23 protein-coding genes are annotated in these 20104 nt (G+C 59.9%); 13 read left to right on the forward strand and 10 right to left on the reverse strand.

The annotated features are described in order from the left end of the window. Positions 1-42: 42 nt before the first annotated feature. Together ACP7D9_RS01695 and ACP7D9_RS01700 are read left to right on the forward strand one after the other, a co-directional pair. Entirely contained in the window at positions 43-606 is a 564-nt protein-coding gene (locus tag ACP7D9_RS01695; protein ID WP_426155277.1) for a helix-turn-helix domain-containing protein, read from the forward strand. Next, entirely contained in the window at positions 607-2010 is a 1404-nt protein-coding gene (locus tag ACP7D9_RS01700; RefSeq protein ID WP_426155279.1) for an FAD/NAD(P)-binding protein, read from the forward strand. Between the two features lie 201 nt (positions 2011-2211). On the opposite strand, the gene ppnN is transcribed toward ACP7D9_RS01700, so the two are convergent. Beyond that, a complete protein-coding gene (ppnN, locus tag ACP7D9_RS01705; protein ID WP_313004833.1) occupies positions 2212-3585 on the reverse strand; it encodes a nucleotide 5'-monophosphate nucleosidase PpnN in 1374 nt (457 codons plus the stop codon). 223 nt (positions 3586-3808) lie between these two features. On the opposite strand from ppnN, the gene ACP7D9_RS01710 reads away from it, so the two are divergent. Continuing rightward, a complete protein-coding gene (locus ACP7D9_RS01710) occupies positions 3809-4336 on the forward strand; it encodes a DUF3087 domain-containing protein (RefSeq protein ID WP_101155160.1) in 528 nt (175 codons plus the stop codon). On the opposite strand, the gene ACP7D9_RS01715 is transcribed toward ACP7D9_RS01710, so the two are convergent. Then, positions 4333-4719 carry a DUF2784 domain-containing protein gene (locus tag ACP7D9_RS01715; protein ID WP_426155282.1) on the reverse strand — a complete coding sequence of 129 codons (387 nt, stop codon included), beginning with the start codon at positions 4717-4719 and terminating at the stop codon, positions 4333-4335. The two genes, ACP7D9_RS01710 and ACP7D9_RS01715, sit on opposite strands and share 4 nt — an antisense overlap. A 130-nt stretch (positions 4720-4849) precedes the next feature. On the opposite strand from ACP7D9_RS01715, the gene ACP7D9_RS01720 reads away from it, so the two are divergent. Further along, the gene (locus tag ACP7D9_RS01720) at positions 4850-4993 is read left to right on the forward strand and encodes a hypothetical protein (protein ID WP_178081126.1); all 144 of its coding nucleotides are present in this window, start codon (positions 4850-4852) and stop codon (positions 4991-4993) included. A 44-nt stretch (positions 4994-5037) separates the two neighbouring features. Here the strand turns inward: ACP7D9_RS01720 and ACP7D9_RS01725 are convergent, their stop codons facing one another. Next, a complete protein-coding gene (locus ACP7D9_RS01725; RefSeq protein WP_426155284.1) occupies positions 5038-5310 on the reverse strand; it encodes a hypothetical protein in 273 nt (90 codons plus the stop codon). 262 nt (positions 5311-5572) lie between these two features. Beyond that, the gene (locus ACP7D9_RS01730; RefSeq protein WP_426155286.1) at positions 5573-6253 is read right to left on the reverse strand and encodes an SOS response-associated peptidase; all 681 of its coding nucleotides are present in this window, start codon (positions 6251-6253) and stop codon (positions 5573-5575) included. Positions 6254-6408: 155 nt separating this feature from the next. Here ACP7D9_RS01730 and ACP7D9_RS01735 point away from each other — a divergent pair, with 155 nt between their 5' ends. From ACP7D9_RS01735 to ACP7D9_RS01745, 3 genes are all read left to right on the forward strand, one after another. After that, positions 6409-7356, forward strand: a complete 948-nt coding sequence (locus tag ACP7D9_RS01735; RefSeq protein ID WP_426155288.1) for an ABC transporter substrate-binding protein — start codon at positions 6409-6411, stop codon at positions 7354-7356. Between the two features lie 133 nt (positions 7357-7489). Then, entirely contained in the window at positions 7490-8389 is a 900-nt protein-coding gene (locus ACP7D9_RS01740; RefSeq protein ID WP_101155150.1) for a polysaccharide deacetylase family protein, read from the forward strand. A 106-nt stretch (positions 8390-8495) separates the two neighbouring features. Beyond that, positions 8496-8738 (forward strand): DUF1652 domain-containing protein, encoded by a 243-nt coding sequence (locus ACP7D9_RS01745; RefSeq protein WP_101155149.1) that lies wholly within the window; start codon positions 8496-8498, stop codon positions 8736-8738. 3 nt (positions 8739-8741) lie between these two features. Here the strand turns inward: ACP7D9_RS01745 and ACP7D9_RS01750 are convergent, their stop codons facing one another. Next, a complete protein-coding gene (locus tag ACP7D9_RS01750) occupies positions 8742-9104 on the reverse strand; it encodes an NUDIX hydrolase (RefSeq protein WP_101155373.1) in 363 nt (120 codons plus the stop codon). Between the two features lie 216 nt (positions 9105-9320). Between ACP7D9_RS01750 and ACP7D9_RS01755 the strand changes: the two genes are divergently transcribed. Beyond that, on the forward strand, positions 9321-9518 hold the full coding sequence (locus ACP7D9_RS01755) for a DUF2188 domain-containing protein (RefSeq protein WP_101155147.1): 198 nt from the start codon (positions 9321-9323) through the stop codon (positions 9516-9518). Positions 9519-9572: 54 nt separating this feature from the next. Here ACP7D9_RS01755 and ACP7D9_RS01760 read toward each other — a convergent pair whose 3' ends face one another. Then, positions 9573-9812, reverse strand: coding sequence for a hypothetical protein (locus ACP7D9_RS01760; RefSeq protein ID WP_101155145.1), 240 nt, complete (start codon positions 9810-9812; stop codon positions 9573-9575). Positions 9813-9996: 184 nt separating this feature from the next. Between ACP7D9_RS01760 and ACP7D9_RS01765 the strand changes: the two genes are divergently transcribed. Both ACP7D9_RS01765 and ACP7D9_RS01770 read left to right on the forward strand, forming a co-directional pair. Next, complete coding sequence (locus tag ACP7D9_RS01765; RefSeq protein WP_313004848.1) at positions 9997-10332, forward strand: hypothetical protein; 336 nt, start codon at positions 9997-9999, stop codon at positions 10330-10332. Positions 10333-10518: 186 nt separating this feature from the next. Next, on the forward strand, positions 10519-10791 hold the full coding sequence (locus tag ACP7D9_RS01770; RefSeq protein ID WP_426155602.1) for a hypothetical protein: 273 nt from the start codon (positions 10519-10521) through the stop codon (positions 10789-10791). A gap of 3 nt (positions 10792-10794) precedes the next feature. Here the strand turns inward: ACP7D9_RS01770 and ACP7D9_RS01775 are convergent, their stop codons facing one another. Beyond that, the gene (locus tag ACP7D9_RS01775) at positions 10795-11694 is read right to left on the reverse strand and encodes a LysR family transcriptional regulator (protein WP_101155141.1); all 900 of its coding nucleotides are present in this window, start codon (positions 11692-11694) and stop codon (positions 10795-10797) included. Between the two features lie 119 nt (positions 11695-11813). Here ACP7D9_RS01775 and ACP7D9_RS01780 point away from each other — a divergent pair, with 119 nt between their 5' ends. Both ACP7D9_RS01780 and ACP7D9_RS01785 read left to right on the forward strand, forming a co-directional pair. Continuing rightward, positions 11814-13181 (forward strand): MFS transporter, encoded by a 1368-nt coding sequence (locus ACP7D9_RS01780; protein WP_426155292.1) that lies wholly within the window; start codon positions 11814-11816, stop codon positions 13179-13181. A 30-nt stretch (positions 13182-13211) separates the two neighbouring features. Then, positions 13212-14486, forward strand: a complete 1275-nt coding sequence (locus tag ACP7D9_RS01785; RefSeq protein ID WP_426155294.1) for a glucarate dehydratase family protein — start codon at positions 13212-13214, stop codon at positions 14484-14486. 51 nt (positions 14487-14537) lie between these two features. On the opposite strand, the gene ACP7D9_RS01790 is transcribed toward ACP7D9_RS01785, so the two are convergent. Beyond that, positions 14538-15422: a LysR substrate-binding domain-containing protein gene (locus tag ACP7D9_RS01790; RefSeq protein WP_101155135.1), complete on the reverse strand. Its 885-nt coding sequence runs from the start codon at positions 15420-15422 to the stop codon at positions 14538-14540. 157 nt (positions 15423-15579) lie between these two features. Here ACP7D9_RS01790 and ydiJ point away from each other — a divergent pair, with 157 nt between their 5' ends. Next, on the forward strand, positions 15580-18606 hold the full coding sequence (gene ydiJ / locus ACP7D9_RS01795) for a D-2-hydroxyglutarate dehydrogenase YdiJ (RefSeq protein ID WP_426155296.1): 3027 nt from the start codon (positions 15580-15582) through the stop codon (positions 18604-18606). Here ydiJ and ACP7D9_RS01800 read toward each other — a convergent pair. Next, on the reverse strand, positions 18539-19225 hold the full coding sequence (locus tag ACP7D9_RS01800) for a paraquat-inducible protein A (RefSeq protein ID WP_101155131.1): 687 nt from the start codon (positions 19223-19225) through the stop codon (positions 18539-18541). The two genes, ydiJ and ACP7D9_RS01800, sit on opposite strands and share 68 nt — an antisense overlap. Continuing rightward, positions 19222-19818 carry a paraquat-inducible protein A gene (locus ACP7D9_RS01805; RefSeq protein WP_101155129.1) on the reverse strand — a complete coding sequence of 199 codons (597 nt, stop codon included), beginning with the start codon at positions 19816-19818 and terminating at the stop codon, positions 19222-19224. The genes ACP7D9_RS01800 and ACP7D9_RS01805 overlap by 4 nt, the downstream gene beginning before the upstream one ends. Between the last annotated feature and the right edge of the window lie 286 nt (positions 19819-20104).

Raw genomic sequence — 20104 nt, forward strand, 5'->3', positions numbered from 1 at the left:
GTTGCGCAGTATACTGCCCAACCCCATCGAGTGAGCAATATAGTGCACAAAGATTCAACTCAGCGAGCCTCCGTCCTGCAACACGTCAGCCAGAACGTCCGGCGCCTGCGCCATGCTGCGGACATGAGCCAGACCGCGCTGGCAGAAAAATCCGGGGTCAGCCGACGGATGCTGGTGGCGATCGAGGCGGGCGAAAAGAACGTCAGTCTGACCACGCTTGATCGAGTTGCCGAAGCGCTCGAGGTGGCCTTCAGCGATCTGATTCAGGCGCCCGAGGCGCGCGATCCGAGCCGGATCAACGAGGTGGCCTGGGCGGGCACTATAGCGGGCAGCAGAGCCGTGCTACTGTCCAAAGCCATCGCGACCCGTGAAGTCGAACAGTGGGAATGGTGCCTGCAACCGGGTGAGGTCTACCCCTCGCAACCGGATGCCGATGGCTGGAGCGAGCAGATTTACGTGTTTGAAGGTTGCCTGACGCTGATGCTGGGCGATCAGCCGCAGCACATCCATAAAGGAGAGTTTTTCATGTTCGCCAGCAATCAACCGCACTCCTACCGCAACGATGGCGAAGTCGCAGCGTGGTTCGTGCGCAATGTGGTGATCTGAATGGAGCAGCCTGACGACATCCTGATCATCGGCGGCGGCCTCAGCGGCACGATGCTGGCGGTGCAATTGTTACGCCTGCCTGGCCAACGGCGGATTCTGCTCATCGAGCCGCGTGATGAACTGGGACGTGGTGAGGCTTACAGCGCGGTCGAGCTGGGGCATACCCTGAACGGCAACGCGGCGCGGATGAGCGTCGACCCGGATAATCCCGACGACCTGACACAGTGGTTGAGGGAACATATTGCGGCCGGCGGCTGGCCGGAGTCGGCTGAGCAGGATGTGCCAGTCAGTGAACTGTTTCCTCCGCGTGGTTTGTTCGGGGTCTATGTGCAACAGCGTCTGGCTGAGGCACGAGCGGTCGGCGCGCAGCAAGGTTCGTTCGTTGAACACGTCCGTGCGGAGGCCGTCGACCTGCAAGTCGATGCTGGTTCAGTGCAGCTCACCTTGAGCGATGAACGGATTTTGCGCGGATCCCGGGCCGTGTTGGCCACCGGCATGTTTCCCGCCGCTCGCACGCCACAGACACAGTCCAGTGGCCTTAACGCAGCTGCGCTCGATCCTTGGGATGTTGCGACCATGCGCCAACTCGCCCCGCAATCCACCGTGTTGATCATCGGTTCCGGTCTGACCATGGTCGATGCCGTGGTGTCGCTGGAGCAGGCCGGGCATTGCGGGCCGATCGAGGTCTTCTCCCGGCATGGCCTGCTGCCGCATGTGCGCCGGCAACCGCCGGCCTGGGCAGATTTTCTGGCGCAGGATGAGCGCATCCGCACACCCCGCCAACTGTTGCGCGAACTGCGTCGGCACTGTCGCGACGCCATCGCTCAGGGTATCGATTGGCAGGCGCCACTGGACACGGTTCGGGCGCATATTGCACGTCTGTGGAGTCAGGCGACCGACGTGCAGCGTCGACAATTCGTACGGCATGTGCGGCCGTGGTGGGAGAGTCACCATCACCGCTCGCCACCGCTGAGTGCCGAATTGATCGAGCGGCTGCACAACGAAGGGCGCTTGCGCATTCATGCCGCGTCGTTCACAGGGCTTGAGCCCGGCACTGACGATGCTGTGAGGATTCGTATTCGTCCGCGCGGTGAAGCCGAAACTTGCGTCGTAAGCGGTGCGGCGCTGATCAACTCCAGCGGCATCGAATATGACTGGCGACGGGTCGCTCGGCCATTGCCGCAGCAATTGCTGGCGCGCGGACTGGTGCAGCCGGGGCCTCTGGCGTTAGGCATCGCAGCGGTGGACGGTGCGGTAGTCGATGCCGATGGGCGCGTGAGTTCTCACCTGTTTGCGATGGGCCCGCCATTGCGTGGGATGTGGTGGGAGAGTACGGCGGTGACGGATGTGGCGTTGCAGGCCAAGGCATTGGCTGGGCGCTTGGTGAATAGCCTGAAAGAATGATGGATCCTGTTGGGCCTTTTCGCGAGCAGCCTGCTCCCGGAGGGGGGATTGAGGTTGTGGATACAATTTACGCCACACCATAAACCCTGTGGGAGCGAGCTTGCTCGCGAAAGCGTCATCTGATTCAACGTCTCTGTTGAATGAAAGACCGCTATCGCTGGCAAGCCAGCTCCCACATTGGTTTTGTGTGACAGCCTGGTGTTATGCGACGACCTGGTAACACGGCACATACGCCGCGCCACCCGGCAGTTTCATCCGGTGCTGAGCGACGAAGGCTTTGAGTAGTGCATCGAGCGGCTGCATGATCGCCGCATCCCCACGGATCTGATACGGCCCGTGCTCTTCGATCAGACGAATGCCCTTGTCCTTGACGTTGCCGGCCACAATCCCGGAGAACGCCCGGCGCAGGTTGGCCGCGAGTTCATGCGGTGGCTGGTCGCGGTGCAGTTTCAGGTTGGCCATGTTTTCGTGGGTCGGATCGAACGGACGCTGGAAGCCCTCATCGATTTTCAACAGCCAGTTGAAATGGAACGCATCGTTACGTTCGCGGCGGAACTGCTTCACCGCTTTCAGGCCTTGATTCATCTGGCGCGCTACTTCGGCCGGGTCATCGATGATGATCTCGTAATGCTGCTTGGCCGCTTCGCCGAGGGTCGCAATGACAAACGCATCCAGCTGTTCCAGATACGGCGCGGCATGCTTCGGTCCCGTGAGGATGACCGGGAAGGGCAGGCCTGCGTTGTCCGGGTGCATCAGGATGCCGAGCAGGTACAGGAACTCTTCGGCAGTACCGGCGCCGCCCGGGAAAATGATGATGCCGTGGCCAACACGGACGAAGGCCTCCAGGCGCTTTTCAATGTCCGGCAGGATCACCAGCTCATTGACGATCGGGTTAGGCGCTTCGGCGGCAATGATGCCTGGCTCGGTCAGACCGAGGTAGCGACCGCCATGGATGCGCTGCTTGGCATGGGCGATGGTTGCGCCTTTCATCGGGCCTTTCATCACGCCCGGTCCGCAACCGGTGCAAATGTCGAGGCTGCGCAGGCCCAGTTCGTGGCCGACTTTCTTGGTGTATTTGTATTCTTCGGTGTTGATCGAGTGGCCGCCCCAGCACACCACGATCTTTGGTTCGACGCCCGGGCGCAGGGTGCGCGCGTTGCGCAGCAGGTGAAACACGTAGTCACTGATGCCCTGGGAGTTGCTCAGATCGATGCGCTGGCTGTCGAGTTCGTTCTCGGTGTAGACGATGTCGCGCAGGGCGCTGAAGAGCATTTCACGGGTGCTGGCGATCATCTCGCCATCGACGAACGCGTCGGCCGGAGCGTTCAGCAGCTCCAGGCGTACACCGCGATCCTGCTGGTGAATACGGATTTCGAAGTCCTTGTAGGCTTCGAGGATGGTCTTGGCGTTGTCGACATGCGCGCCGGTATTGAGGATAGCCAGGGCGCACTGGCGGAAGAGGGTGTAGGTGCTGCCGGATCCGGCTTCGCTCAGTTGCTGAACTTCACGTTGAGAAAGGGTTTCCAGACTGCCTTTCGGGCTGACCGAGGCATTGATTACGTGTCGTTGGGTCATGCAGTGATCCTTAAAACGATGCCATCCGCAACGCAGCGGAGAGCACCCGAATAGTGTGTATCCATGAATGAAGATGGCACGATCTGCGCTGTACCGCCATGTCCCCGTTGGACGCTGAAAAGATGAAAAGGAGCCCCAGCATAGCTAAAACCCTGTGCGATGCGATAATGCGTCGGCGAGTTTTTTGCGTTGCGCCTTTTGTCACTCAGGGAAGTCATTTTTGATGTTCGAGATTCAGCCGATGGACCCCGCTACCTTTCGTCAGCAGACCCGCCGCAGCACAGTCATCATCGCTGTGCTGTTTCTGCTGTTGGCCATGTTGTTTTCGTCTGTCGCGGTGGCTCTGTTTGGTGAACCGGACGGGGATAATCTGCGCTTCAATGTTGGCGGCGTATTTGTGGCATTCCTGCTGACGGCGGCGCTGTTGCGCGGGCGTTTCTGGCACCAGACCTGGATGGCCCCGGCGGTGTACAGCTGGCGCCTCAAACGCAACCTGATGAGCATCACTAACGTGATGCATCAAGTAACCGCCGCGGTGCAACGCAACGATCCGACGGCGATGAAGGTGTTGCGTTTCTACCACCTCGGATTGCTGCAGATGCACGAGCTGGACGGCAATTCCAGCGATCACGGCCAATTGCGAGAGGAAGTCGAACAGCACAAGGCGCGAATGCAGGCGCTGGGTCTTGATCCAGACCAGCCACGCTTCGATCCGCAGTGGCTGGAGACGTTGAAAACGGCCTCGCGTTAAAACGGAATGCGCCGGGCGCGGCGCAGTTTCCACGAACGAAGCAGTCGTGCGTATACCAGCAGGTTGACCGCCAGCACCACACTGCCGAGGGCCAATTGAATCTGCGGCGTCAGACCTGCCGGATAGATGATCGGCCAGATGTAATGCTCGATAAAACCGCCGGCGTATTCGGTCTGCCCGGCCGCGTGGCGCATCAGGTTTTCCCAATAGGTCAGCGGGCAGTTCAAGTGCAGCACCTCAACCGCCACGCCCCAGGCGGCCGCTGGCAGGTGCAGCCACAGTAGCCGTGGCCAGGGCAGCACCAGCAGCCCGCCGAACAGCACGAACAAGATGAAACACAAGTGAAACAGCACCAGCCCGTCGGCGGCGATTCGGTACAGCATGGCGTCTTCCTGACGTAAGTTCGGAGAGCGCTATGGTACGCCGTGCGGAGCTGAAATCGTGGGTGAATTCGGGCGTGGAAAAATGTTCTACCCTTTCAGGGGATGATCAACTGTTCTGAGTGAGGTGGACATGGCAAACGAGCAAACGCGTCCGAATCAGGATGAGCCAACAGAGGAAGAGATCGAGCGGCAAAAGAGGCAGGAAAAAACCTGGAAGCACGACGACAGTCGCGAGCTGTCTGACCGCGATCAGGAGCGTCCGCTCAAGCCTTGAATTGCACCTGCGAAGAGCCCCGCATCAGCGGGGCTCTTTGCGTTTCAGAGGTCTTCCAGCTGCGTGAAGTCCGGGTGAGTTGCTCGGTACCCCAACGTCCTGTCGATCCACGCATTGAGTTCATTGACCATCACCGGCGGATGGCCGGGATAACCCTCGAGGGTGTTGCGCAGGGTGCGCTCGATGTCGGGCACGCTGTGCAGGTTTCGGGTCTTGATGTAATGGCCGATAAAACAGTCGAGTTCCAGGCGTTCTGTCTTGGACAGATGGACACACTTCAGGCCGCTGACCTGTTTGATTGCGAAATCGTCGCTCACTTATTTCTCTGCAAGGCTTGAAAGTTGTTGATGGATTCCTGATTTCTTTGACTCTTTGGTCAATTGGTATACCAATCGGAAAGGCGGCGCGCATCCTATCCGCAGCGCGCGAAAATGTATGTATGACTGTCCAAATGTCAGACAAGCGGTTAGCCAGATCGAAGGTTGTTCAAGCGTCGTTGTTTCGCGGTTGAAACACTTTTTGTAACGCGAGGGATTCTGCAGTGGGCTCGTTTGAACAACGCTGGGAGGGAGGAATGATCTAGTCGACGCGTTCTATCAAATGCGCACCATGATTACGCGTATTACCGACCGCTTTGCCGACTTTGTGCCATTCGAAGGCATCACTGGGCTCGCCTTCAAACAGCAGCATCTGCTCGGCGCGCTCCTGTGACGTAGCCGGATCAAGCCATTCACGAGCATGTTGCGCATCGAAGACCACGGGACGGCGATCATGAATATCGAGCAGGCCGCCCAGGCTGTCGGCGGTGATGATGACGAATCCGTCGTCCTCCCTTGGTGGAACTCCCGGTGCAGGAAATTGGCCGATGCCAGCACAGAAAACCGGGGCGTGATCCGCCCGACGAATCAACCAGGGCTGTCGGGATTTTTCCCCGCTGTCAACCCACTCAAACCAGTTGTCGACGGGCACGATCAGCCGCTGTCGCCAGATCACCCTGAAAAACGCGCCGTGGGCGACTTTTTCCACCCGAGCGTTGATGGGCGCGGCACGATTCTTCGCCCAGTGCGGGCGCCAGCCCCAGCGCAGATCGTTGGCATGAACGGACTGTTCGTGCTGATGCAGAACCGCCAGCGCAGTGGTGGGCGCTGAGTTGTAGCGATTCAGCGGCGCGTCACCAAGGTGATTGATCAACGCGTCGGGGATGCTCAGCACCGCCACGAAATCATGAATCCCGTGGTACTGGGCGAGTCTTGCGCACATGGCTGAAATCTCCTCAAGGAGCTTTCAGTCTAGCCGCGCCCGAACATCGCCTTTACCAATGTGAAAATAACGAGCTTACGTTATGCGAAATTAGAATTTAAAAATAAAAATCAAGAGCGTTAAGGTCTATGCAAACCACTTCTGCAGGACTCGCCATGAAGCTTTCTTGTGTGCTCCGCCGCGCGCTGAGCGTTGCCTTGTTGACCTCCCCACTTGCCTACGCCGCAGAGCCAGTGGTTCTGCATGTCGGCGATCAAAACTACTACAACATCCGTGCTTCGATTGAGGCATCAGGCGTGTTGGAGGATGCGCCTTACACGGTTGACTGGAAACATTTCCAAGCTGCCGCACCGCTCGCCGAGGCGTTGCAGGCCGGCTCGCTGGATCTGGGGTTTCTCGGCGATTCGGGCTTCCTGTTCCTTGCTGCCAGGCAGGCACCCGTGAAACTGATCGGCGTATCGCGACAGAACCCCGACACCATTGCCTTGCTGGTGCCCAAGGATTCGCCAGTGAAAACCATCGCCGACCTCAAGGGCAAAAAAGTCGCTTACTGGCCCGGAGCCTGGAGTCAGCAATTGACCCTGCGTGCGCTGGAGCAGGGCGGTCTGCCGGAAAACTACGTCGATTTCGTCAAGCTGATGCCGATCGACGCGGCCGCCGCTCTGCCGCAGGGTAGCATCGACGCCTTTCCAGTGTGGGAGCCGTATATCTCGCAACAGATCGTGTTCTCCGGCGCTCGACCGATTCTGACCGCGAAAAACCTGATGCCGGGGTTGAGCGCCATCGCTGCGTCGACGCCTTCCATCGACAGCAAGCGTGCGGCGATTGCCGATTTTCTCGCACGATTGAAACAGGCGCGCGCCTGGGTGGATAACCACACCGACGAGTACGCCGACCTCTGGGCGAAGAAGGCCAATCTCGATCAACAAGTCTCGCGGCACTGGTTGCGCCAGGCGCACATGACCGTCGGGCCGGTGGATCAGCAGGCGGCAGCGGATTTGCAGAGCACGGCGGACTTCCTGTTCAACGTCAAGGCACTGCCGGCCCCGCTGGCCACGGCGGGCATTATCGACACTTCATTTCAAAACGTCTTGACGCGCTGAAAACCAGCACTGGAACCAAACCCTGTGTACCTTATCCAACCTGCGCTCGCCGATAGCGGCGCGGGGAGGGACAAGGGCGAAGGAGTTTTGCCATTCGACAACACGACGGCCGCGGCCGGACTCAGGGCAAAACATGACATCCGGATGCAAATTTTTTTGTGCTGCGCTCATCGCGTTGGGTCTGGCTGGCTGCATCGCCGCGCCGATCGAGATGACAGCGCAAACCGAAACACGCCTGCAATCCCGACCGCCCGTACGTTTTCTCCTGACGTTTGATGATGGCCCCAGCGCTTCGGGATTGTGGAACCCGACGGCCACGGTGCTCGACAGCCTTAAAAGCAATCCAGCGCAGGCAAACATCAAAGCAGTGTTTTTCGTGCAGACCCGAGCGCCGAGGGCAGGTAACAGCGAGATCGGCCGCAGCCTGATGCGTCGTGAACACGCCGAGGGGCATATTCTCGCTTTTCACACCGCAACGCATTGGCACACCAACCATCGCTTGCTTGACCCACAAGAACTGGAGCAGTCGCTGACCGATGGCAGCGCTGATATCGCCGCTATCGCCGGGGCTCCGCCCAAGCTGTTGCGCCCGCCATTCTGGAACTACGACAAACGGACATTTGCGGCTTATCAGAAACATGGCTTGCACGTCCTGCTCACCGACCTGAGTGCCAACGACGGCAAGATCTGGGGTTTTAACGCCAGCCCGCGGCGCCGCGCAAACATGTTGCGGCAGTTATCCGAAGTACGGGAACGCATCGCTGTTGGCCAACTGCCGACCGTGGATGGTGTGATTCCGGTGGTGGTGACGTTCCATGATCTCAATCGCTACACGGCACGACACACGCGAGAGTATCTGCAGATTCTGCTCGATAGCGCCGCGGCGACCGGGGTCAAGCTGGCGGACAAGCCGTTCTACGACGATCAGGCTGCGCTGGAACAAGCAGCGCTGGCGCGTACGGTCCAGCAAAGCGCTGAACCCGTGACTCTGCCCGGCATGTGGAACTGGATTTGGGATCAGGACGCGCACTGAGTGGAGCGCGCAATTTGTGATCGGCTTGGCATTTGCGGGCCGGGCAAATAACACGTCGTGCAACTATGCTCGATGGGTCAATTCTCCGCCTGCGAGGCGTCCGTCCATGCTTGCCATTGCCGATATTTGCCGCATCGTCGAGTCAGGCTTTCCCACGTACAAGTGTGATTGCACACCGAACGGACAGGGTCTGTTGCGAATCAAGGTGTATGAGCCGGGCAGCGGGCGTGTCGAACTCTTGCTTGATGGCGTTTCTCCCGAGCACTTGGTCACGATTCGGGATGTTTCCAATTTCATCGCCGAGTTGCGCACTGAAATGAGCGCTGGACGCCGGGCCTTCGCCGGCTGACCTCTATAAACGCCGTTGAAAAGCCTGCACGATGCGCCGTGTCGCGTCATTGGTTTCGAGATTGTGCACGGCATCGAGCGGGTACCAGATGCAGTCGACAATTTCGTTCTGCGGGCGTACATCATCGAGGTTGGCCACCGAAGCCTCATAAACATGATGCTGCGTACTGCCCGCCTGCAGATCCATCAGGTACAGCACTTCCTCGGCATTCAGCCCGGTTTCCTCTTGCAACTCGCGCACGGCTGCGGCCGCGCGAGTTTCCCCGGGCTCGACCTTGCCGCCTGGCAGTGACCAGTGATGGCGGGGTTTGCGCACCAGGAGGATATGGCGGTCCTGTTCGCAAATGACGGTAGCGCGTACTTTCATGAATACCTTGTAGATGCGTGTCATAAAACTGTAATTGAACTGCAATATTCGAGCCGCAGGCGGATTTAAAGGTTCCTCTTGAAGTGGGAGCTATTTGCAGCGCAAAAAGTGCCAGTCAATTGACAGGGTCAGGTGGCAATCGGGTTTACACCGGAGCGGGGACCGGGTGTAAGGTGAGTACGTACCCCAGACACCGTTGGCAAAAAGGAGGTGCTCATGAGCATTCCAATGCTGAACAAGCTGCACATGAACGGCTATGACGTGCTCAGCGTGAACAACGGCCCATGGCGGGTTTGCACGCAGGGCGACCGATTGGCGTCATTCACCAGCAGGGAGGAGGCGATGGCCTACGCCGCGGCGCTTCCCGGTTACAAAAAGCGTTCCCGGCAGGTGCAAACCCACGATGGTAGTTGACGCGTTGTAACGAAAAAGCCCCGGTTTCGACCGGGGCTTCTTGTTTAAGGCGTGTCAGTGAACCTTGATTCGGCTGATCGTTCGGGCTTTTACCTCCCTGGCATAAATCTGCAATCTTTCCTCGTCGCTTTGCAGAATTTCGCAAGACCGCAATACAGTCTGGGCGTCTGCCTCGTTGCCGGATTTGCGCAGTTGTTCAGCGATGCGCTTGAGATCGACTGCCGACCATCTCAGATCGGATGCCACGCTTTGCAAATCCCGTTGAAGTTCGTGTTCGTATTCATTGAGCCGCATGATCACCTCCAGAACATTCTCGGTAGAAAAGAGTAGCCGCATTTTTCCAGATGCAGCCAGGTCATCTGACGCTCGGCTGAATGGATGTAAATAATTGTCCAGTCGCCCGTAACGGCGGGGTGCCACGATGGATGTGCGGGCAGTTAAACGGTACATTCACGTTTTTTCTGAACAGGTAAACAGCATGCGCGTATGGATCGGCACCTTGACCCTGGCCTTGTTGGCGGGTTGCTCATTACCCGCATCGTTGGTGCCGGGCGAGCCAAACCTGAGCAAGACCAGTGAAAAGCCTCCCCGGGAATATGCCGCTTGTTTGTTACCGTTGTGGCAGAAGGACGTCGCCAGGACATCACAGATGTCGATTTCCAATGGCTACCGGATTACCGCCCCAAGCATCATCACCGCCGATGAGATTCTCGATATCGTCAAGTACAAGGACGGCAGCAAAGTGTCCCTTTACCAGGGGCCGCCATGGGCCAAGTCCGGGTCGCTGCGCCAATCGGTGCGTGACTGCCTGTAGGCAGCTGCTTGATTCGCAAAAAGGCAGGCACCGAAGCCCGGTGTCTGCCTTTTTTCATGGGATGGAGGCTCCGGCTGACCGCCGCAATGGTCTGTGACAGTTGCCTGCGAGGCGCTGCAAAATCCTCGACTAGGCTTTGAATGTCGGCCGGTGATGGGCCGGCATGACGAAAAGGAGCCTCGGATCATGGATGATCTGGTCAAGGAAATCATTCCGCTGTTGCAGTACCTCATTCCCGGGTTTCTATCGGCCTGGGTCTTCTATTCACTTACGGCGTTCAAGCGACCGGATACGTTTGGTCAGATCGTGCAGGCGCTCATGACACCCGCCAGAGCGCCGCAGCTAATGCCAAAACAATACGAACGTCTTTTCAAGGGGCCGGACGGCAAACCGCTGGAGGAGCCGCTGATCAAAGCACCGAGCGCTCCGCCGCCGCTCAAATATGGACTGCCACGATAACTCTCAGCCCCAACCCAGCGCCACCGCCCGGCGAATCGCCTCCAGCAACATCGCGAATGCCGGGTTGTCATTGTTCTCCCGCCAGATCAGATGCAGTTCGCTCTGCACTCCTTCGCCCAGGTCGATTTCGCGAAACACTACATTCCTGAACACCACGCTGGTTGCGCAGCGCGGCACCAGCGCCAGGCCCATGCCAGCGTTGACCAACGCCAGAATCGTCAGCGATGAGCCCAGCCACTGCACGTAATCCGGTGCCACCCGCGCTGAACGCAGGGTGCCGGTCAACAGTTCGTTGAACGGTGGATAGGCTTCGTGGGAGTACATCAGGAACGGCTGTTTATCCAGATCACCCACTGACACGTCAGCCGTGTTTGCCAATCGATGCCCGCTCGGCACCGCCAGCACGAACGGTTCACGCACCAAACATTCGGTGGCATAACCCGGTTCCTGCAATGGCGCCCGGGCAATGCCCAAGTCGATACGGCGGGCGCGCAAGGCCTCGTGCTGCTGATAGGTGTTCATTTCTGCCAGATCGATTTTCACTTGCGGCTGTTTCAGTCGCGCTTCGGCGATCACCTTGGGCAGAAACTCATACACCGCGCTGCCGACGAACGCGATATTCACCGAGCCGATGTCACCCTCGGCAAACCGGCGGGCGGTGATTGCCGCTTGCTGGGCACGCTCCAGCAGGTTCTGCGCTTCGACAAAAAAAGCCCGGCCCGCCGCCGTCAGCGCAACGCTGCGGGTGCTGCGGGTGAACAGCTCTACACCGAGGTGATGCTCCAGCAGCTGAATCTGCCGACTCAGCGGCGGCTGGGTCATGTTCAGCCGTTCGGCGGCGCGGCGAAAGTTGAGTTCGGTGGCGACCGTGGTGAAGCAGCGCAGCTGGGTAAGTTCGAACATTGATCTAATCCAGGTATCAATCGAATGCCAGTTTAGATTAGACGGGATCAATGCGCGGCATCCATGATCGGCCCATCGCTTCAAGTCATCCCTAAAAAAACAAGATCGGGAGTCGCCCCTTGAAAACCGTTCAAAGTCCGCCTGACATCACGGTACTTGCCCGCGCCGCCGCCAAGGTCAAACGCCACGTGCTGCCGCTGTTCGTGGTGATGTTCATCGTCAATTACATCGATCGGGTCAACATCGGCTTCGTGCGCAGCCATCTGGAGACCGATCTGGGTATCGGCGCAGCGGCTTACGGACTTGGCGCCGGGCTGTTCTTCATCGGTTACGCCTTGTTCGAGGTGCCGTCGAACATGCTGTTGCAGCGCTACGGCGCGCGGGTCTGGCTGACCCGGATCATGTTCACCTGGGGCGCTGCGGCCATGGCGATGGCGTTTGTTCAAGGTGAAACCAGCTTCTACGTGCTGCGCTTTATTCTCGGCGCGGCCGAGGCCGGGTTCTTCCCGGGAATTATTTATTACTTCACCCAGTGGCTGCCAGCGTCCGAGCGCGGCAAAACCATGGCGGTGTTTCTCAGCGGTTCGGCGATTGCCTCGGTCATTTCCGGCCCGGTGTCCGGTGCGCTGTTGCATGTCAGCGGGTTGGGCATGCACGGTTGGCAGTGGATGTTTCTGATCGAAGGCGCAGCGTCGGTGGTGTTGTGCGCATTCGTCTGGTTCTGGCTGCAATCGCACCCGCGTCAAGCCAAATGGCTGAGCGAGGAGGAGCGTGAAGCGCTTGTTGCGGCGATCGCCGAAGAACAGCGCGCCCGAGAAGCAGTGCAGGTCGCCAGGCCGTCGATGTTCAAGCTGCTGGCCGACCGGCAAATCGCGCTGTTCTGCTTCATCTATTTCTCCATCGCGCTGACCATTTACGGCGCGACGTTCTGGCTGCCGAGCATGATCAAAAAGATGGGCAATCTCGGCGACTTCCAGGTCGGGCTGCTCAACTCCATTCCGTGGATCATCTCGATTATCGCCATGTACGGTTTCGCAGCGATGGCCGGTAAATGGAAATTCCAGCAGGCCTGGGTCGCGCTGACGCTGGTGATCGCAGCCTTCGGCATGTTCATGTCGACCACTGGCGGGCCGGTGTTTGCCTTCGTTGCCATCTGCTTCGCGGCCATCGGCTTCAAAGCGGCGTCGGCGCTTTTCTGGCCGATTCCACAGAGCTATCTGGATGCGCGCATCGCTGCGGCGGTGATCGCGCTGATCAATTCCATCGGCAACCTTGGCGGCTTCGTCGCGCCGACCGCGTTCGGCATTCTCGAACAAACCACAGGCTCCATCGAGGGTGGCCTGTATGGCCTGGCGGCGACATCCCTGATCGCTGCGGTAGTGATCTTCTTCGCCCGTACAGGGCCTGGCGCTAAAGGTAAAACCCCGGCAAAGCCTGGGGACGAGACTGCCGTTGTTGCGGCGGCTCGTCCGGCCACGAGCCACTGAATCGATTGTTGATCTGTCAGGAGCGTCATCTTGAAAATCACCCGTGTCAGCGTCACCCCGATCGCCTTCCGCGATCCGCCACTGCTCAATGCCAGTGGCATCCATGAGCCCTTTGCCCTGCGCTCGATCATCGAGATCGAGAGTGACAACGGCTACATCGGCCTCGGCGAGAGCTACGGCGATGCCCCGGCGCTGGCGATCCAGCAGCAATTGCAGAGCCAGTTGATCGGCCTTGATCCGTTCAACCTCAATCAACTGCGCGCGATCGTGCAGGCCACCGTGGGAGCGAATAAACCCGCCAGCGTCGCTGGCGCCGAACTGGCTCCCGGTTCCCACGCCAGCAAAGCGGTGAGCAACGCCTACTCGGCGTTCGAAGTGGCGTTTCTCGATTTGCAGGCGCATTACCTCAATGTGCCGCTGGTGGATCTGCTCGGCGGTGCAATCCGCGATGAAGTGCCGTTCAGCGCTTACCTGTTTTTCAAATACGCCGAACATATCGACTCGCCCTACAAACCCGACAACTGGGGCGAGGCGCTGAGCGAGCAGCAGATCGTGGCGCAGGCCGCGCGGATGATTGAGGCGTACGGATTCAAGAGCATCAAGCTCAAGGCCGGCACCTTGCCGCCGGAGCATGAAGTGGCATGTATCAAAGCGCTGAAAAAAGCCTTTCCGGGTTTTCCGCTGCGCATCGACCCTAACGGCAACTGGTCGCTGGAGACGGCAATTCGCATGGCCGAATTGCTCGGTGATGATCTGCAGTACTACGAAGACCCGACGCCCGACCTTGATGGCATGGCCGAACTGCACAAGCGCACGGGTTTGCCACTGGCGACCAACATGGTGGTGACCGATTTTGACGAGTTCCGCCGCAGCGTTGCGCAGAACAGCGTGCAGATCGTCCTCGCCGACCACCATTATTGGGGTGGCCTGCGTGATACGCAGGCACTGGCGAAAATGTGCGACGTGTTCGGCCTCGGTGTGTCGATGCATTCCAACTCGCACCTGGGCATCAGCCTGATGGCCATGGCCCACGTCGCGGCGGCGGTGCCGAATCTGGATTACGCCTGCGACACCCATTACCCGTGGCAGGAGCCGGACGAGGAGGTGATCAAGGGCGGCAAGCTGCCGATTGTCGATGGCTGCGTGAAGATCACTCGCGCGCCCGGGCTGGGGTTGGAACTGGACCCCGAACAACTGGCCAAGCTGCATGATCAGTACCTGACGTGCGGGATTCGCCAGAGGGATGATGTGCGGCAGATGCAGCGTTACAAGGCGGATTGGCGGGCGGTCAAGCCGAGGTTTTGATCGCGTCGGGACGGGCCCCATCGCGGGCTTGCCCGCGAAAAGGCCCACGAATCAAAGCGTCTCCAGCAGCCAATCCCTGAACGCCTTCAGCGAAGGCAAATTCTCATTGCGCGGCGGATACACCAGGTAATAGCTGCGCCGGCTGGTAATCGGTTCGCCCAATTGCAGCAATTCGCCCTTGAACAATTCTTCCTCGACCAGAATGCGCGGTACCAGGCCCACGCCTATATTGGCGCGTACCGCTTGAATCAAGTGCGAGGTCATTTCGAAGCTCGGCCCGATCCTCATGCGGCGATGCGGCAGCTGATAGTGGCTGAACCATTCCGCCCACGCCTGGGCGTTACTGCTGACATTGAGCAGCAACTGCTCGCTGATGTGCCGCTCGGCCTCGTCGCGTTCAGTCGCCGACAGCTGCGCGCTGGCAATCGCCACCAGTTCTTCGGTGTGCAGGGGCAGGGCGGTCAGGCCCGGCCAATCACCGCCGCCGACACAGATGGCCGCGTCGATTTCGCTGATATCGAAATCGATGGTTTCGATCCGCGAATGCAGGTGCACGGTCATGCCCGGGTGCGCCGTATAGAAATCCTTCAGCCGTGGCAGCAGCCATTTCGAACCGAAGGTCGGCAGCGTTGCCAGGCGCAGGCTGTGAATGCCCGAACCAAACGCCATCGCCTGCAAAGTGGCGCTGCGAATCTGCCCGAGGGCTTCGGTGAGCTCGCGTTGATACATGCGTCCAACATCGGTCAGCGCCACCTGCCGGCCTTCGCGGCTGAACAGGCGCATGCCGAGCATCTTCTCGAGAATCTGTACCTGACGGCTGACCGCACTCTGCGTCAACGACAGTTCATGGGCGGCGCGGGTGTAACTTTCGTGCCGAGCGGCGGCTTCGAAAGCGAGCAACAGCGACATGGACGGCGTGAGCGAGCGCGGATTCATTCGTAAAACTCATCGATAGCGGGTCGAATTTACGCTTGTTCCATGGTTCTTCAGCAAAGAACATGGGCGCATTCAGATGGCGGAGCCTGACGCAATCATTCGTTGCGCACAACTGTTCACCGCCACGCCGCCCGATTTGACCGAGATAACCTGACCAATGATTGCCCAGCTATCGCCCGCCAAAGCCCTGACCGGCGATTACCAACAATTCCTTGCCGCCCTGAAAAACATCGGCTTTCGCGGTGAAATCAGCGCCGATTACGCCAGCCGCGTGGTGCTCGCTACCGACAATTCGATCTATCAGCGGTTGCCGCAAGCGGCGGTGTTTCCGCTGGACGCCGAAGACGTCGCGCGGGTGGCGCGGCTGATTGCCGAACCGGCGTACGAGAAAGTGGTGATCACCCCGCGCGGCGGTGGCACCGGCACCAATGGCCAATCGCTGACGGACGGTATCGTCGTCGACCTCTCGCGGCACATGAACCGCATTCTGGAAATCAACGTTGAACAACGCTGGGTGCGCGTGCAGGCCGGGGTGGTCAAGGACCAGCTCAACGCCGCATTGAAATCCGCCGGGCTGTTCTTCGCCCCTGAGCTGTCGACCTCGAACCGCGCCACGGTCGGCGGCATGATCAATACCGACGCCAGCGGCCAGGGCAGTTGCACCTACGGCAAGACCCGCGACCACGTGCTGGAGCTGCAGATGATTCTGCGCGGCGGCGAGCGTTTGCACGGTCTGCCGCTGGAAGAAGACGAGCTTGAAGCACAGTGCGCTCGCGCCGATCGGGTCGGCGAGGTCTACCGTTGCGCTCGGCAGATCATTGATGAGCAGGGCGAGTTGATCAAGGCACGCTTCCCCGACCTCAACCGCTGCCTGACCGGTTATGACCTGGCGCACCTGCGTGAGGACGATCAGCGCTTCAATCTCAACAGCGTGCTCTGTGGCGCGGAAGGCTCGCTGGGTTTTGTCGTCGAAGCGCGATTGAACGTGCTGCCGATTCCCAAGCACACGATGCTGGTCAATATCCGCTACGCCGGGTTCATGGATGCGCTGCGCGATGCGCGGGCGTTGATGGCGCTCAAGCCGTTGTCGATTGAAACCGTCGATTCCAAGGTCTTGCTGCTGGCGATGCAGGACATCGTCTGGCACGGCGTTGCCGAATATTTTCCAGAAAGTGCCGAGCGCCCGACGCTGGGCATCAACTTGGTCGAGTTCTGTGGCGATGACCTGGAAGATTTGCAGCACCGCGTTGAAGCGTTCATCCAACACTTGCAAAACGACCGCACGGTCGAGCGTCTGGGACATACGCTGGCGGTCGGTCAGGCAGCGGTAAACAAGGTCTACGGCATGCGCAAACGTGCGGTGGGCCTGCTTGGCAACGTCGCCGGCGAGGCCCGTCCGCAGCCTTTCGTCGAAGACACCGCCGTGCCGCCGCAGCACCTGGCTGAATACATCGCTGAGCTGCGCGACCTGCTCGACAGCCATGATTTGCAGTACGGCATGTTCGGCCATGTCGACGCCGGCGTACTGCACGTGCGGCCGATTCTCGACATGAAAGACCCGCTGCAAGCGGCGTTGGTGCGCCCGGTGTCCGATGGCGTCGCCGCACTGACCCAGCGCTACGGCGGCCTGCTTTGGGGTGAACACGGCAAGGGCCTGCGTTCGGAGTATGCGCCGGCATTCTTCGGCGAGTTGTACCCGGCGCTGCAAGCCTTGAAAGCGGCGTTCGACCCGTTCAACCAGTTCAACCCGGGTAAAATCGCCACGCCGGCCAACAGCGGCGCAGCGCTGCTGAAGATCGATGAAGTGACTCTGCGCGGTGAGCTTGATCGGCAAATCGACGAGAAAGTCTGGCAGAGCTATGGCGCGGCCATGCACTGCAATGGCAACGGCGCCTGCTACAACTTCGATCCTGATGACGCCATGTGCCCGTCTTGGAAAGCCACCCGCGAACGTGCGCAGTCGCCCAAGGGGCGTGCCTCGCTGATTCGCGAATGGCTGCGGTTGCAGGGCGAGGCGGGTGTCGACGTGCTGTCGGATGCGATCCGCAAACCGGCGTTTTTCCGCACGCTGTGGCAGCGCTGGCGCAACAGTCGCGATCCGTCGGCAGACTTTTCCCATGAAGTGTACGACGCCATGGCCGGTTGCCTGGCCTGCAAATCCTGCGCGGGGCAGTGCCCGGTGAAGGTTAACGTGCCGGAATTTCGCTCGCGCTTTCTCGAGCTGTATCACAGCCGCTACCTGCGTCCGGCACGGGATTATCTGATCGCCTCGCTGGAGTACACCATCCCGTACATGGCGCGGATTCCGGCGCTGTACAACGGTTTGATGGGCGCGGACTGGGTGCGCAGTGCCTTGGCGCGGGTCGGGGGCATGGTCGATGTGCCGTTGCTCAGCCGCTTCGATTTCCACGCTGCGCTGCGCCGTTGGCGGGTGCAGCCCGCGACCGTTGCGGCGCTGTCGGCGCTCACCCCGCAGCAACGCGAACGCAGCGTGGTGATCGTGCAGGACGCCTTCACCCGCTACTTCGAAGCGCCGCTGTTGGCGGATCTGGTCGAGCTGATTTCGCGTCTGGGTTATCAGGTCTATCTCGCACCGTTCAGCGCCAATGGCAAACCGCTGCATGTGCAGGGCTTTCTCTCGGCGTTCAATCGCGCGGCGTTGCGCAACGCTGGGCAATTGCAGGCGCTGGCGCAGTCCAGAGTGCCCTTGCTGGGGCTGGATCCGGCGATGACTCTGGTCTATCGCCAGGAATACCTGAAAGTGCCGGGCCTGAATGAATGTCCAGAAGTCGCGCTGGTGCAGGAATGGTTACTCAAGGTCATGCCGGAGCAGGCGCCTGAGGTTCAGCCCAAAGCGTTCCGTCTGCTCGCCCATTGCACGGAGAAAACCAACGCGCCGGCCGCGACCCGCCAGTGGGAACAGGTCTTCGAACGTGCTGGTCTGAAGCTCGCCACACAAGCCACCGGTTGCTGCGGCATGTCCGGCACTTACGGCCATGAAGCGCGCAACCGGCAGACTTCAGCGCTCATCTATGAGCAGTCGTGGGCGCGTCAGGTCCAAGCAGTGGCGGAGCAGGGCGAGGCGTTGGCGACCGGCTATTCCTGCCGCAGCCAGGTCAAGCGCCAGTCGGCTCAGGCGCTGCGTCATCCGTTGCAGGTGTTGTTGGAGACGCTGCGTCGCTGATCGTGTCGCTGGTGTCCTTGTCCCAGATCAGACGCGGGTCGAAACTCATCGCAGCGAGCATGGTGAACACCACGACCAGGCCAAAGAACAGGATTCCCGGTCGTGGCTCGATATCGCCCAGCGCCTGGAATTTCACCAGCGCTGCGACCAGTGCGACCACCAGCACGTCGAGCATCGACCAATAGCCGATCAGCTCGACGAAGCGGTACAGCTTCGAACGCTCCTTGCGCGCCCAATCGCTGTTTCGCTGCACCGTGACCAGCAGCAAGGTCAGGGCGACGAATTTGACTCCCGGTACCGCGATGCTGGCGATGAAAATGATCAAGGCAATGTCCCACGCCCCGGCCTCCCAGAACTCCAGCACGCCGCTCATGATCGTGCTGTCGGCGCCGTTGCCGAGCATCACCGTGTTCATCACCGGGAGCAGATTGGCTGGAACATAAAAGGCCAGCGCGGCGAGCATGTACGCCCAGGTGCGCGTCAGCGAATTGGTCTTGCGCCGATGCAGCGGCGCGTCGCAGCGCGGGCATTCGTGTGGCTCGTCGGTCATGTCACAGGCCAGGCCACAGCTGTGACACAGGCACAGGTTGAGTTCGCTGGCAGTCGGTGGACGCTTCATAAAATGTCCCAGAGTTCGCGGATGTCGCGGCCGGCAATGCGGATCATCATCAGGCTCAGCACCGCCAGGGCGAACAGGCCGATCCCGGGCAGCACATCGAGCAGGCCGGCCAGTTTGAACACCGCAACCATCGCCCCCAGCAGACACACTTCAAGCATGCTCCACGGGCGCAGGGTTTCCAGCCAGCGCATGCACAGATTGAACCCCGGTGCCCGGCGCAGGCCGAGGGCAAAACTCAGCACCCAGATCAGCAACACCAGCTGAAAGGCCGGGGCAATGATGATTGCAATCGCCGCGACCATGGCGATGAAAGTAATCGGTCCCTGGCTCAGCGCGAGCACCGAATCCCACAGCGTCGCACTGTTTTTCATGCCTTTGAGGCTGATGCTCATCACCGGGTAGAAATTGGCGAACAGCCACAGCATCGCCGCCGTGAACGTCAGCGCCAGACGCTGCTCGATGGTCAGCCCGTTGAAGCGCTGCAGTACACCACCGCAACGCACACACAGGGTTTTCTGATGCTTGGCGAGCACGACCTTTTCGTACACGCAGTCACAGTGCTCGCAGATGATCAGGTGTTCGGTGGTGACCATGGACAGCGCTCAAGGGCAAGGCGGACCTGTTCACTATAGAAGGCTGGAGCCGATGGGCAACCTCGATGCTGACGAGTTGCTCGCACAATGGAAATATGTTGCGCCCCAATAAGCACTGCGGTTCCCGGGTGGGAGCGGGCTTGCTCGCGAAGCAGGTATGTCAGGCGATGCAGCGGTGACTGACCGAATGCTTTCGCGAGCAAGCCCGCTCCCACAATGGAAATATGTTGCGCCCCAATAAGCGCTGCGGTTCCCAGGTGGGAGCGGGCTTGCTCGCGAAGCGGGT

This window comes from Pseudomonas sp. TSRC2-2 (genome assembly GCF_049897785.1).
GTDB lineage: Bacteria > Pseudomonadota > Gammaproteobacteria > Pseudomonadales > Pseudomonadaceae > Aquipseudomonas.

What these genes read in the sequence shown, in the direction of transcription:
- ACP7D9_RS01740 (WP_101155150.1), top strand. Translation starts at nt 7,490, where the DNA reads ATGACATCCGGATGCAAATTTTTTTGTGCTGCGCTCATCGCGTTGGGT.
- ACP7D9_RS01710 (WP_101155160.1), top strand. Translation starts at nt 3,809, where the DNA reads ATGTTCGAGATTCAGCCGATGGACCCCGCTACCTTTCGTCAGCAGACC.
- ACP7D9_RS01790 (WP_101155135.1), bottom strand. Translation starts at nt 15,422, where the DNA reads ATGAATCCGCGCTCGCTCACGCCGTCCATGTCGCTGTTGCTCGCTTTC.
- ACP7D9_RS01720 (WP_178081126.1), top strand. Translation starts at nt 4,850, where the DNA reads ATGGCAAACGAGCAAACGCGTCCGAATCAGGATGAGCCAACAGAGGAA.
- ACP7D9_RS01735 (WP_426155288.1), top strand. Translation starts at nt 6,409, where the DNA reads ATGAAGCTTTCTTGTGTGCTCCGCCGCGCGCTGAGCGTTGCCTTGTTG.
- ACP7D9_RS01800 (WP_101155131.1), bottom strand. Translation starts at nt 19,225, where the DNA reads ATGAAGCGTCCACCGACTGCCAGCGAACTCAACCTGTGCCTGTGTCAC.
- ACP7D9_RS01715 (WP_426155282.1), bottom strand. Translation starts at nt 4,719, where the DNA reads ATGCTGTACCGAATCGCCGCCGACGGGCTGGTGCTGTTTCACTTGTGT.
- ACP7D9_RS01770 (WP_426155602.1), top strand. Translation starts at nt 10,519, where the DNA reads ATGGATGATCTGGTCAAGGAAATCATTCCGCTGTTGCAGTACCTCATT.
- ppnN (WP_313004833.1), bottom strand. Translation starts at nt 3,585, where the DNA reads ATGACCCAACGACACGTAATCAATGCCTCGGTCAGCCCGAAAGGCAGT.
- ACP7D9_RS01745 (WP_101155149.1), top strand. Translation starts at nt 8,496, where the DNA reads ATGCTTGCCATTGCCGATATTTGCCGCATCGTCGAGTCAGGCTTTCCC.
- ACP7D9_RS01700 (WP_426155279.1), top strand. Translation starts at nt 607, where the DNA reads ATGGAGCAGCCTGACGACATCCTGATCATCGGCGGCGGCCTCAGCGGC.
- ACP7D9_RS01750 (WP_101155373.1), bottom strand. Translation starts at nt 9,104, where the DNA reads ATGAAAGTACGCGCTACCGTCATTTGCGAACAGGACCGCCATATCCTC.
- ACP7D9_RS01755 (WP_101155147.1), top strand. Translation starts at nt 9,321, where the DNA reads ATGAGCATTCCAATGCTGAACAAGCTGCACATGAACGGCTATGACGTG.
- ACP7D9_RS01730 (WP_426155286.1), bottom strand. Translation starts at nt 6,253, where the DNA reads ATGTGCGCAAGACTCGCCCAGTACCACGGGATTCATGATTTCGTGGCG.
- ACP7D9_RS01805 (WP_101155129.1), bottom strand. Translation starts at nt 19,818, where the DNA reads ATGGTCACCACCGAACACCTGATCATCTGCGAGCACTGTGACTGCGTG.
- ACP7D9_RS01765 (WP_313004848.1), top strand. Translation starts at nt 9,997, where the DNA reads ATGCGCGTATGGATCGGCACCTTGACCCTGGCCTTGTTGGCGGGTTGC.
- ACP7D9_RS01760 (WP_101155145.1), bottom strand. Translation starts at nt 9,812, where the DNA reads ATGCGGCTCAATGAATACGAACACGAACTTCAACGGGATTTGCAAAGC.
- ACP7D9_RS01775 (WP_101155141.1), bottom strand. Translation starts at nt 11,694, where the DNA reads ATGTTCGAACTTACCCAGCTGCGCTGCTTCACCACGGTCGCCACCGAA.
- ydiJ (WP_426155296.1), top strand. Translation starts at nt 15,580, where the DNA reads ATGATTGCCCAGCTATCGCCCGCCAAAGCCCTGACCGGCGATTACCAA.